Here is a 12,185-nt window from a genome sequence, read left to right on the forward strand (position 1 = left end):
CGGTTCCACCCGGCCGGCCGGCCCGCCCCTCCCCCGTCCCCGGGCACCGGGGAAGAACCGGGCCATGCGCGGCGAGCTGCGCACATGCAGTACGTTCAGGGCATGCCCCAGCCCGCCAAGTCCTCACGTACACCAGCCACGGCCGACGTGCCGGAGAGTGCCGCCGGCTCTCGCGCCGCCGCCCAGCGGCTCAAGATGCGCCGGGAACTGGCGGCAGCCGCGATGGAGCTGTTCGCGACCAAGGGGTACGAGGCGACCACCGTCGACGAGATCGCGGCCCAGGCAGGGGTCGCCCGCCGCACCTTCTTCCGCCACTTCCGTTCCAAGGAAGAGGCGATCTTCCCCGACCACGACGACACCCTGATCCGGGCCGAGGCGGTGCTCAACGCCGCGCCCGCGCACGAGCATCCGCTCGACACGGTGTGCCGTGGCATCAAGGAGGTCATGAGGATGTACGCGGCGCGGCCGGAGATCTCGGTCGCCCGTTACAAGCTGACCCGCGAGGTGCCCACCCTGCGCGAGGCGGAGATCGCGTCGGTGGCCCGCTACGAGCGTCTCTTCACCCGCTACCTCCTCGGCCACTTCGACGAGCGGGCGCACGCCGACGACGCCAACGACGACCCGCTGCTGGCGGAGGTCGCCGCGTCCGCGGTCGTCACGGCCCACAACCACGTGCTGCGGCGCTGGCTGCGGGCGGGCGGCCAGGGCGACGTGGAGGCGCAGCTGGACCACGCCTTCGCGATCGTGCGCAAGACCTTCGGCACGGGCATCGGGGCGGGGCGCTCCACGGAACCGCAGCCGGCCGTGGCGACCGCCTCGGCGCAGGGCGAGGTGCTGGTGACCGTAGCCCGCACCGACGCGCCGCTGGACGAGGTCATGCGGACCATCGAGCAGGCACTCAAGGAACGCTGAGCCCTCTTCACGCGTGTGATCACGGCCACCCCTCGGGGTGGCCGTTTTGGCATGTCAGGGGCCGTTTTGCAGGCCCTTGCCGAGGCCGTTCGATCGATCATCGCTCATTTGTTACGTAAAGATTTCATCTGAGGCCAAGTTCTGGCACTCAGTGCCTTGCGGGGTGACACGCGGTGTCATACGTTGAAGAGGTCCGGGCGACGTCCCAGCAGGCTCACCCGCTTGCCCGCCCGGCGCCTGCGTCACAGGCAACCTCCCGCGCCACCCAGCGCTGCCGATCAGCACCACCGCCGAACCGACGGCACACCCTCAACCCTCAGCAGCACCGACGAACCCATCGGCGCCCCTCCCTCAGGGCGCTCACCGCCGGAGGCAACACCGTGACCGTTAAGGACATCCTGGCCGCGATCCAGTCGCCCGACTCCACGTCGGAGGACTTCGCCGCCCTCCCGCTCCCCGAGTCGTACCGCGCGATCACCGTGCACAAGGACGAGACGGAGATGTTCGCGGGCCTCGAGACCCGCGACAAGGACCCCCGCAAGTCGATCCACCTGGACGAGGTGCCGCTGCCCGAGCTCGGCCCGGGCGAGGCCCTGGTGGCCGTCATGGCCTCGTCGGTCAACTACAACTCGGTGTGGACGTCGATCTTCGAGCCGCTGTCCACCTTCGGCTTCCTGGAGCGCTACGGCCGCACCAACGAGCTGGCCAAGCGCCACGACCTGCCGTACCACATCATCGGCTCGGACCTCGCGGGCGTCGTCCTGCGCACCGGCCCGGGCGTCAACGCCTGGCGGCCCGGTGACGAGGTCGTCGCGCACTGCCTCTCCGTCGAGCTGGAGTCCAGCGACGGCCACAACGACACGATGCTCGACCCCGAGCAGCGCATCTGGGGCTTCGAGACCAACTTCGGCGGCCTCGCCGAGATCGCGCTGGTCAAGTCCAACCAGCTGATGCCGAAGCCCGACCACCTGTCGTGGGAGGAGGCCGCCGCCCCCGGCCTGGTCAACTCCACCGCCTACCGGCAGCTGGTCTCCCGCAACGGCGCCGGCATGAAGCAGGGCGACAACGTCCTCATCTGGGGCGCGAGCGGCGGCCTCGGCTCCTACGCCACCCAGTTCGCGTTGGCCGGCGGCGCCAACCCGATCTGTGTCGTCTCCAGCGAGCAGAAGGCGGACATCTGCCGCTCGATGGGCGCCGACGCGATCATCGACCGCAACGCCGAGGGCTACAAGTTCTGGAAGGACGAGAACACCCAGGACCCCAAGGAGTGGAAGCGCTTCGGCAAGCGCATCCGCGAGCTCACCGGCGGCGAGGACATCGACATCGTCTTCGAGCACCCCGGCCGCGAGACCTTCGGCGCGAGCGTCTTCGTCACCCGCAAGGGCGGCACCATCACCACGTGCGCCTCGACCTCGGGATACATGCACGAGTACGACAACCGCTACCTGTGGATGTCCCTGAAGCGCATCATCGGCTCGCACTTCGCCAACTACCGCGAGGCGTGGGAGGCCAACCGCCTCATCGCGAAGGGCAAGATCCACCCCACCCTGTCCAAGGTGTACTCCCTTCAGGACACCGGCCAGGCCGCCTACGACGTGCACCGCAACCTGCACCAGGGCAAGGTCGGCGTGCTGTGCATGTCCCCCGAGGAGGGCCTGGGCGTGCGCGACCAGGAGAAGCGCGCCCAGCACATCGACGCCATCAACCGCTTCCGCAACATCTGAGACATACGGGGGCACAGATGACTGAGCGTCAGCCCGCCGAAGGCAGGCGGGAGAAGGACCGGCCGTGGCTCATGCGCACGTATGCCGGTCACTCCACGGCCGAGGCGTCCAACGAGCTGTACCGGCGCAACCTCGCCAAGGGCCAGACGGGTCTGTCGGTGGCGTTCGACCTGCCGACGCAGACCGGCTACGACTCCGACCACGTCCTCGCCCGCGGCGAGGTCGGCCGGGTCGGCGTGCCGATCGCGCACGTCGGTGACATGCGCCGGCTGTTCCAGGACATCCCCCTGGAGCAGATGAACACCTCGATGACGATCAACGCCACCGCCATGTGGCTGCTGGCGCTCTACCAGGTCGTCGCCGAGGAGCAGGGCGCGGACATCACCAAGCTCCAGGGCACGACCCAGAACGACATCGTCAAGGAGTACCTCTCCCGCGGGACGCACGTCTTCCCGCCGGGGCCGAGCCTCCGCCTGACGACGGACATGATCGCGTACACGGTCTCCCACATCCCGAAGTGGAACCCGATCAACATCTGCAGCTACCACCTGCAGGAGGCGGGCGCCACGCCGGTCCAGGAGATCGCGTACGCGATGTCCACCGCGATCGCCGTCCTCGACGCCGTGCGCGACTCCGGCCAGGTGCCGCAGGAGCGCATGGGCGATGTCGTGGCCCGCATCTCGTTCTTCGTGAACGCGGGCGTCCGCTTCATCGAGGAGATGTGCAAGATGCGGGCGTTCGGCCGCATCTGGGACCGCATCACCCGCGAGCGGTACGGCATCGAGAACCCCAAGCAGCGCCGCTTCCGCTACGGCGTCCAGGTCAACTCCCTGGGCCTGACGGAGGCGCAGCCGGAGAACAACGTCCAGCGGATCGTCCTGGAGATGCTGGCCGTCACCCTCTCCAAGGACGCGCGCGCCCGCGCCGTGCAGCTCCCCGCCTGGAACGAGGCCCTGGGCCTGCCCCGCCCCTGGGACCAGCAGTGGTCGCTGCGCATCCAGCAGGTGCTGGCGTACGAGAGCGATCTGCTGGAGTACGAGGACATCTTCGAGGGCTCGAAGGTGATCGAGGCGAAGGTGGAGCAGCTGGTCGAGGCGTCGTTCGCCGAGATCGACCGCATCCAGGAGATGGGCGGCGCGATGGCGGCCGTCGAGTCCGGCTACCTCAAGTCGCAGCTGGTCGCCTCGCACGCCGAGCGCCGGGGCCGGATCGAGTCCGGCCAGGAGAAGATCATCGGTGTCAACGCCTTCGAGGGCACCGAGCCGAACCCGCTGACCGCCGACCTGGACACCGCGATCCAGACGGTGGACCCGGCGGTCGAGGCCCGGGTCATCGCCTCGCTCCAGCAGTGGCGCGACAGCCGCTACCAGCCGCCCTTCAACCACCCGCGGCCCTGCAAGGCCCTGGAGCGGCTGAAGGAGGCCGCGCGCGGCGACGAGAACCTCATGGAGGCCACCCTGGAGTGCGCCCGCGCCGGGGCGACGACCGGCGAGTGGGCCGGGGCGCTGCGCGAGGTGTTCGGCGAGTTCCGGGCGCCCACGGGCGTCTCGTCGGCGCCGGTGGCCGTCCCCGTCGAGGAGGGCAGCACGCTCGCCCTGGTCCGCCGCAAGGTGGACCTGACGGCCAAGGACCTGGGCGTGGGCAAGCTGCGCTTCCTGGTCGGCAAGCCGGGATTGGACGGGCACTCCAACGGCGCCGAGCAGATCGCGGTCCGTGCGCGCGACGCCGGCTTCGAGGTGGTCTACCAAGGCATCCGGCTGACGCCGGAGCAGATCGTGGACGCGGCCCTCGCCGAGGACGTGCACGCGGTCGGCCTGTCCATCCTGTCCGGCTCGCACGCCCAGCTGGTCCCCGACGTCCTCGAACGGCTGCGTGTGGCCGGTGCCACAGATATACCCGTGATCGCCGGTGGCATCATCCCGAATGGTGACGCCGAGCAGCTCAGGGAAGCCGGAGTGGCCGCGGTCTTCACCCCGAAGGACTTCGACATCACCGGAATCATCGGCCGCATCGTCGACGAGATCCGGAAAGCGAACAAGCTCGACCCCCTGGAGGTCCCCGCATGACCACGGTCAACCGCCTTCGCCCCCGGCGTTCCTGCCTGGCGGTACCGGGCTCGAACCCGCGCTTCCTGGAGAAGGCCCAGGGCCTCCCGGCCGACCAGGTCTTCCTCGACCTGGAGGACGCGTGCGCCCCGCTCGCCAAGCCCGAGGCGCGGCACACCATCGTGAAGTTCCTCAACGAGGGCGACTGGACGGGCAAGACGCGGGTCGTGCGCGTCAACGACTGGACGACCGAGTGGACGTACCGCGATGTCGTCACGGTCGTCGAGGGCGCCGGCCAGAACCTCGACTGCATCATGCTGCCGAAGGTGCAGACGGCCGAGCAGATCGTCGCTCTCGACCTCCTCCTCACCCAGATCGAGAAGACGATGGGCTTCGAGGTCGGCAAGATCGGCATCGAGGCGCAGATCGAGAACGCGCAGGGCCTGAACAACGTCAACGAGATCGCGACGGCCTCCCAGCGCGTCGAGACGATCATCTTCGGCCCGGCCGACTTCATGGCGTCCATCAACATGAAGTCGCTGGTCGTGGGCGAGCAGCCGCCCGGCTACCCGGCGGACGCCTACCACTACATCCTGATGAAGATCCTGATGGCCGCCCGCGCCAACAACCTCCAGGCGATCGACGGCCCCTACCTGCAGATCCGCAACATCGACGGCTACCGCGAGGTCGCCCAGCGCGCCGCCGCGCTCGGCTTCGACGGCAAGTGGGTGCTGCACCCGGGCCAGGTCGAGGCGTCCAACGAGATCTTCTCGCCGTCGCAGGAGGACTACGACCACGCCGAGCTGATCCTGGACGCGTACGACTACTACACGTCCGAGGCGGGCGGCAAGAAGGGCTCCGCGATGCTCGGCGACGAGATGATCGACGAGGCCAGCCGCAAGATGGCCCTGGTCATCTCCGGCAAGGGCCGCGCCGCCGGCATGCAGCGCACCAGCAAGTTCGAGATCCCGGAGGGCTGAGCGCGATGCAGTTCGGGCGCACCTACGAGGAGTTCGAGGTCGGGGCGACGTACAAGCACTGGCCGGGAAAGACGGTCACGGAGTACGACGACCACCTGTTCTGTCTCCTCACCATGAACCACCACCCGCTCCACATGGACACCAACTATGCGGAGAAGACGACCGACTTCGGCAAGAACGTCGTCGTGGGCAACTACATCTACTCGCTGCTGCTCGGCATGTCCGTGCCGGACATCTCCGGCAAGGCCATCGCCAACCTGGAGATCGAGTCGCTGAAGCACGTGGCGCCGACCTTCCACGGCGACACGATCTACGGCCAGACGACCGTGCTCGACAAGTGGCCGTCGAAGTCGAAGAACGACCGCGGGATCGTCTACGTCGAGACCAAGGGCTACAAGCAGGACGGCACGCTGGTCTGCGTGTTCCGCCGCAAGGTGATGGTGCCGACCGAGACGTACATCAAGGAGCGCGGCGGCGAGCAGCCCGGCCGCCCCGAGCTCAGGGAGCAGGAGAAGTAGCCATGGCGCGACTCGCCCAGACCGCCGGTCTGACGGACGTCCAGCAGGAGATCCTGTCCACCGTCCGGGACTTCGTGGACAAGGAGATCATTCCGGTCGCCACGGAACTGGAGCACCGCGACGAGTACCCGCAGCAGATCGTCGACGGCCTCAAGGAGTTGGGCCTGTTCGGCCTGATGATCCCGGAGGAGTACGGGGGCCTGGGCGAGTCGCTCCTCACCTACGCCCTCTGCGTCGAGGAGATCGCCCGCGGCTGGATGTCGGTCTCCGGCATCATCAACACCCACTTCATCGTGGCGTACATGCTCAAGCAGCACGGCACGCAGGAGCAGAAGGACCACTTCCTGCCGAGGATGGCCGCCGGCGACATCCGGGGCGCCTTCTCGATGTCGGAGCCGGGCCTGGGCTCGGACGTGTCGGCGATCACGTCGAAGGCGGTCAAGGACGGCGAGGAGTACGTCCTCAACGGCCAGAAGATGTGGCTGACGAACGGCGGAACGTCGTCCCTGGTGGCCGTCCTCGTGAGAAGTGACGAAGGTCACGCCGAGGGCACCGCGCCTCACAAGTCGATGACGACCTTCCTGGTCGAGAAGGAGCCCGGCTTCGGCGAGGTGCGCCCCGGCCTCACGATCCCCGGCAAGATCGACAAGATGGGTTACAAGGGGGTCGACACCACCGAACTCATCATGGATGGCCTGCGGATTCCTGCGGATCGTGTGCTCGGCGGGGTCACCGGCCGTGGTTTCTATCAGATGATGGACGGGGTCGAGGTCGGCCGTGTGAACGTGGCGGCGCGTGGCTGCGGCGTCGCTCAGCGTGCGTTCGAACTGGGCGTGCGGTACGCGCAGCAGCGCCACACCTTCGGCAAGCCGATCGCCCAGCACCAGGCGATCCAGTTCAAGCTGGCCGAGATGGCTACCAAGGTCGAGGCCGCCCATGCGATGATGGTGAACGCAGCACGCAAAAAGGACTCCGGGGAGCGAAACGACCTGGAGGCAGGGATGGCGAAGTACCTCGCCTCCGAGTACTGCAAGGAGGTCGTCGAAGACGCCTTCCGGATCCACGGCGGCTACGGCTTCTCCAAGGAGTACGAGATCGAGCGCCTCTACCGTGAGGCCCCGATGCTGCTCATCGGTGAAGGTACCGCCGAGATCCAGAAAATGATCATCGGCAGGCGGCTGCTCGAAGAGTATCGATTCCAGGGCTAGATGTCCGGATACGGGGTGTTTTCTTGGAGAAGAAGATCACACCCCGTCAGCACTCTTCTGCCGCCGACTCGGCTGCCTGGCTTACCCAGTTACGGCCCCGAGCCGCTACGATCGCCGGAAAGCCGCCGTCCCCCGTCAGTGTGCGGCATCATCCGCTACGAAGGTCATCCATGCCCCACAGCCAAACCTCTGCACCTCGCGACAGCCGGGCCGGCGTACGCCTCGCGCGCGGAGCATCGCCGTGGCTCCTTCCGACCGTCGCCACCGCAGCCCTCAGCCTGGCACGGGCCCGGCGCTCCGGCGCCGCCAAGGCCGTCGCCGTTCCCGCCACCGCGCTCGCGGCGGGGATGCTGTGGTTCTTCCGCGACCCCGAGCGTGAGATCACCCAGGGCCGGGTCATCTCGCCCGCCGACGGTGTGGTGCAGAGCATCATGCCGTGGAAGGACGGCCGCACCCGCGTCGCGATCTTCATGAGCCCGCTCAACGTCCACGTCAACCGCGCGCCGCTGGCCGGCACGGTGACGTCGGTCGAGCACATCCCCGGTGGCTTCGTTCCCGCCTTCAACAAGGAGAGCGAGAACAACGAGCGTGTCGTCTGGCACTTCGACACCGAGCTCGGCGACATCGAGATGATCCAGATCGCCGGCGCGGTCGCCCGTCGTATCGTCCCCTACCTGCCCGAGGGCACGAAGGTCGAGCAGGGCGAGCGGATCGGCCTGATCCGCTTCGGCTCGCGGGTCGACCTCTACCTGCCCGAGGGCGTGGAGGTCGCGGTCGAGGTCGGTCAGAAGACCGTGGCGGGGGTGACTCGCATTGACCGTGATTGATCCTGACACCAAGGCCGGCTGGGTCCCGGAGTCCGACGGGGTCGACGAGGAAGAGGAGATGCCCCTCTCTCTTCGCCTGTCGATAGCGGACACGCTGACCCTCGGTAACGCCACGTGCGGTTTCATGGCGGTGTACTTCACCACCACCGGCATCCTGATCCCGGACCTCATGGGCAGCCAGGAGTCCGGCATGGCGCGCAACAGCGCGGCCACGGCGGTCATCCTGATGCTGTGCGCGGCGGTCTTCGACCTGTTCGACGGCCTGGTGGCGCGCAAGCTGCGCTCCTCCCCCATGGGCGCCGAACTGGACAACCTGTCCGACCTGATCAGCTTCGGCCTGGCGCCGGCGTACTTCGTCCTCGTCTACGGCATGGTGGCCGAGGGCGCGTACCAGCGGGTCGCGGCGGTCGGGGCGATCGTGGTGCTGCTGGCGGTGGTGCTACGGCTTGCCCGGTTCTCGTGCGTCACGGTCAAGGACGGCACGTTCCAGGGCATGCCGTCACCGTTCGGCGCGCTGACCGTGGTGTCCATCGTGTTGCTGGAGCTGCCCTTCGTGGCGACCCTGCTGGCGATCCTGGGGACGGCGTGGCTGATGGTGAGCCGCGTGGAGTACCCGAAGCCGCGGGGCCGGCTCGCCGTGGCGATGCTGTCGTGGATCGTGCTGGGCATGGGCATGATGGCCGCCTGGGCCTTCGACGCACCGAGCGGCCAGCTGCTGCTCCAGACGGGCTGTGCGCTCCAGCTGGTCATGGGGGCGGTGATCCCGCTGTTCGCTACGGCCCGGCGGGTGAACAACTTCCGTGACAACCGCCGCGAGGCGCGGACGGCGCAGCTGCCGTAGCGACCGTACGACGACGAAGGCCCCGAGCTGAGAGCTCGGGGCCTTTCTCGTGCACGGGGCGCCGTCATGGGTTGCCGCAGCGGAGGGAACCGCCCGGCTCAGGTCAGGAAGTCCCGGGCGATCCGCTCCGCCACCCGCTCCAGGATCGGGCCCGCTTCCGCGATGCACTTCGCGACGTCCGGTTCCTCGTCCGTGAGGGGGTAGGCCCGGCGGAAACCGGCGCGGCCCAGGGTCTGGGGCGGCAGGGCCAGGCGGCCGCAGACCGCCACGACGTCCTTGTCCGCGGCCCGGGCCGCGGCGGCCACGCCCGCCGGGGCCTTGCCGTGGAGGGTCTGCTCGTCGAGGGAACCCTCGCCGGTGATGACCAGGTCGGCGCGGTCCAGGGCGGGGGCGAAGCCCAGGACGTCGAGCATGACCTCGATCCCGGGACGGAACCGGGCGCCCAGCAGCAGGGCGCCGTAGCCGATGCCGCCCGCCGCGCCCGCACCCGGCGATGCCGCGTACTGGGCGGCCTGGGGACCGACCGGGCCCCGGAGCACCTCCGCGAAGTGCGCGAGGGCGGTGTCCAGCGCCTCCACGTCGTCGGGTGAGGCGCCCTTCTGCGGGCCGTAGATGGCGGGGGCGCCCTTCGGGCCGGTCAGCGGGTTGTCGACGTCGCTCGCGAGGACCAGCTCGATCTCGGCGAGGCGCGGGTCGAGTCCCGACAGATCGGCGGTGGCCAGCCGGGCGAGTCCGCCGCCGCCCGGGGGCACCGGCTCCCCGTCGGCGTCAAGGAACCGGGCGCCCAGCGCCGACAGCATCCCGGCGCCGCCGTCGGTGGTGGCGCTGCCGCCGACCCCGAAGACGATCGTGCGGGCACCCGCGTCCAGCGCGGCCCTCAGCAGCTCGCCGGAGCCGTACGTGGACGCGGTGAGCGGGGCGAAGACCCCGGCGGGAAGCCGTTGCAGCCCGCTCGCCTCGGCCATCTCCACGACGGCGGTGCCCTCGCGCAGCGCGAAGGCCGCCGTCACCTCGTCGCCGAGGGGCCCGGCGACCCGTACCTCCCGGCGCTCGAATCCGGCCGCGACGGCCGCGGCCACGGTCCCGTCGCCGCCGTCGGCCACGGGCAGCGCCTCGACCTCGAGGTCCGGCAGGACATGGCGCATCCCGGCCGTCACCCGCTCGGCGACCTCCACGGCCGTCAGCGACCCCTTGAACTTGTCCGCGGCGACGAGCACCCGCCGTGCCTTCCGGGTGCCGCTCACTGCAGCGTCCGCCACTTGCACTCCCCTTGCTCTCCGGGCCCTCACGCACGTCAGGGCCAGTCGCGCCGCTGTGACCTTAACCGGAGGGACCCCCGCCCGTCAGCCTTTGCCCAACCCATGGACCGACGCGTCAGGGGCGCGGGGAACTGCGCGAACAGCCACCGGGGACCGGCAGCCCCGAACGCGCCGCAAGCCCCCTCCCGAAACGGGTAGACCACAACCATGACCCTCGTTGACACCGGAACGGCGCTCTCCGACCGCATCCTCGGCGGCTGGACCGGCCGCATCGCGGGAAACATGCTCGGCAAGCCGGTCGAACAGGGCGAGGTGTGGACCCGCGACCGCATCGACCGCTACCTCAGACAGGCCGCGGCCCTGCCGCTGACCGACTACCTGCCCGAGCCGATCAGTGAGCACGACGGTTTCGCGCTGCGCCCCGAGTGGCGCAGCTGCGTCCGCGGCCGCATCCACGGCAGCTGCCGTGACGACGATGTCGACTACGCGATTCTCGGCCTCGACCTGCTGGAGACCCACGGTTTCGGCTTCACCACCGAGCAGGTCGGCGACCTGTGGCTGCTGCGGCTGCCGTACCTGCAGACGTTCACCGCCGAGCGGGCCGCGTACCGCAACCTCGCGGGCGGGCTCAAGCCGCCGCTGACGGCGACGTACGACAACCCGTACCAGGAGTGGATCGGCGCCCTCATCCGGGCCGACGTCTTCGGCTGGACCTGCCCGGGTGTCCCGCGCCGCGCCGCCCTGCTCGCCCGGCGGGACGCGGTGCTGTCGCACACCGGCAACGGGGTGTACGGCGCCATGTGGGCTGCGGCGCTGATCGCGGCGGCGTTCACGGCGCCCACCGTGCGGCACGCCGTCGACGAGGCGCTGGCCGTGATCCCGGCGAGCAGCCGGTTCGCCCGCGCGGTCCGCCGGGTGGTCGCGCTGCACGACACCCGGATGTCCTGGGAGGACACGCTCACCACGCTTACCGAGGAGACCACCGGGATGGGCTGGATCCACTCCGTGCCGAACGCGGCCGTCCTCACCGCCGGCCTGCTCTACGGCGACGGCGACTTCACCCGGACCATCACGCTCACGGTCCGCGGCGGCCTGGACACCGACTCCAACGGCGCGACCGCGGGTTCGGTGGCCGGAGTCTTCGGCGGCGCCGCGGCCATCCCGGACCAGTGGAAGGCGCCGCTGGAGGACACGGTCCGCAGCGCGGTGTTCGGCTTCGACGGGGTACGGATCAGCGAGCTGGCGGAGCGGACGCTGCGGCTGGCGGAACAGGCGGCCTGAGCGCCGGAGGATGAGGCGGGGCGCTGCTGGTTACCCTGCACCGGTGACTTCCTCTCCTGACTACGCCGCCTACATCGCGTCCCTGCCCCGCGTCCTGGCCGGCGCCGCCGCGCTGTTCCGGGACGACGAGGGCCGTGTGCTGCTCGTCGAGCCCAACTACCGGGAGGGCTGGGCGCTGCCCGGCGGCACCGTCGAGTCCGACGACGGCGAGACCCCGCGGCAGGGTGCGCGGCGCGAGACGGCCGAGGAGATCGGCCTGGACCGTGAGCTCGGCCGGCTGCTGACGGTGGACTGGGTGCAGGGCGCGGGCCGTCCGCCGCTGGTGGCGTACCTGTACGACGGTGGGGTGCTGAGCGAGGACGACTTCAAAGCGATCCGCCTCCAGGAGGAGGAGCTGCTGTCCTGGCGGCTGGTGGCGCGCGAGGAGCTGACCGAGTACCTGTCAGACGCCCACAGCGGCCGTGTCCTGGCCGCCCTCGACGTCCTGGCGGACGGCTCGGGGACGGCGGAGCTGGAGAACGGCAGGCGGGTGTCCTGACGGGTCCGGCCGTTCACCCCTCGGCGTTCCGTTCGAAATCCGTTCGCCGCCG

The 12,185-nt window shown here is 69.7% G+C and carries 11 protein-coding genes; 10 read left to right on the forward strand and 1 reads right to left on the reverse strand.

Annotation, left to right across the window (positions count from 1 at the left end; genetic code table 11):
- The first annotated feature begins 102 nt into the window (after window positions 1–102).
- The 8 genes from ABTX60_RS35660 to pssA all read left to right on the forward strand — a co-directional run bounded on the left by ABTX60_RS35660 (window position 103) and on the right by pssA (window position 9,055).
- A complete protein-coding gene (locus tag ABTX60_RS35660) occupies window positions 103–912 on the forward strand; it encodes a TetR family transcriptional regulator (RefSeq protein ID WP_352101167.1) in 810 nt (269 codons plus the stop codon).
- A gap of 380 nt (window positions 913–1,292) precedes the next feature.
- On the forward strand, window positions 1,293–2,636 hold the full coding sequence (ccrA, locus tag ABTX60_RS35665; protein WP_352101168.1) for a crotonyl-CoA carboxylase/reductase: 1,344 nt from the start codon (window positions 1,293–1,295) through the stop codon (window positions 2,634–2,636).
- A gap of 17 nt (window positions 2,637–2,653) precedes the next feature.
- Window positions 2,654–4,702: an ethylmalonyl-CoA mutase gene (locus ABTX60_RS35670; RefSeq protein WP_352101169.1), complete on the forward strand. Its 2,049-nt coding sequence runs from the start codon at window positions 2,654–2,656 to the stop codon at window positions 4,700–4,702.
- Window positions 4,699–5,661: an HpcH/HpaI aldolase/citrate lyase family protein gene (locus ABTX60_RS35675; protein ID WP_184555485.1), complete on the forward strand. Its 963-nt coding sequence runs from the start codon at window positions 4,699–4,701 to the stop codon at window positions 5,659–5,661. The genes ABTX60_RS35670 and ABTX60_RS35675 overlap by 4 nt, the downstream gene beginning before the upstream one ends.
- 5 nt (window positions 5,662–5,666) lie before the next feature.
- Complete coding sequence (locus ABTX60_RS35680) at window positions 5,667–6,179, forward strand: MaoC family dehydratase (RefSeq protein WP_030843910.1); 513 nt, start codon at window positions 5,667–5,669, stop codon at window positions 6,177–6,179.
- Between the two features lie 2 nt (window positions 6,180–6,181).
- Complete coding sequence (locus tag ABTX60_RS35685) at window positions 6,182–7,387, forward strand: acyl-CoA dehydrogenase family protein (protein WP_352101170.1); 1,206 nt, start codon at window positions 6,182–6,184, stop codon at window positions 7,385–7,387.
- A 170-nt stretch (window positions 7,388–7,557) separates the two neighbouring features.
- Window positions 7,558–8,214, forward strand: coding sequence for a phosphatidylserine decarboxylase (locus tag ABTX60_RS35690; protein WP_053671161.1), 657 nt, complete (start codon window positions 7,558–7,560; stop codon window positions 8,212–8,214).
- Between the two features lie 58 nt (window positions 8,215–8,272).
- A complete protein-coding gene (pssA, locus tag ABTX60_RS35695; protein ID WP_352101213.1) occupies window positions 8,273–9,055 on the forward strand; it encodes a CDP-diacylglycerol--serine O-phosphatidyltransferase in 783 nt (260 codons plus the stop codon).
- Window positions 9,056–9,153: 98 nt separating this feature from the next.
- Here the strand turns inward: pssA and ABTX60_RS35700 are convergent, their stop codons facing one another.
- Complete coding sequence (locus tag ABTX60_RS35700) at window positions 9,154–10,272, reverse strand: glycerate kinase (protein ID WP_352101214.1); 1,119 nt, start codon at window positions 10,270–10,272, stop codon at window positions 9,154–9,156.
- A gap of 249 nt (window positions 10,273–10,521) precedes the next feature.
- On the opposite strand from ABTX60_RS35700, the gene ABTX60_RS35705 reads away from it, so the two are divergent.
- Window positions 10,522–11,595 (forward strand): ADP-ribosylglycohydrolase family protein, encoded by a 1,074-nt coding sequence (locus tag ABTX60_RS35705; protein ID WP_352101171.1) that lies wholly within the window; start codon window positions 10,522–10,524, stop codon window positions 11,593–11,595.
- Between the two features lie 10 nt (window positions 11,596–11,605).
- Window positions 11,606–12,133 carry an NUDIX domain-containing protein gene (locus ABTX60_RS35710; protein WP_502992462.1) on the forward strand — a complete coding sequence of 176 codons (528 nt, stop codon included), beginning with the start codon at window positions 11,606–11,608 and terminating at the stop codon, window positions 12,131–12,133.
- Window positions 12,134–12,185: the final 52 nt, after the last annotated feature.

Origin of the sequence: Streptomyces sp. NPDC126510 (genome assembly GCF_040302345.1) — a bacterium.
Taxonomy (GTDB): Bacteria; Actinomycetota; Actinomycetes; order Streptomycetales; family Streptomycetaceae; genus Streptomyces.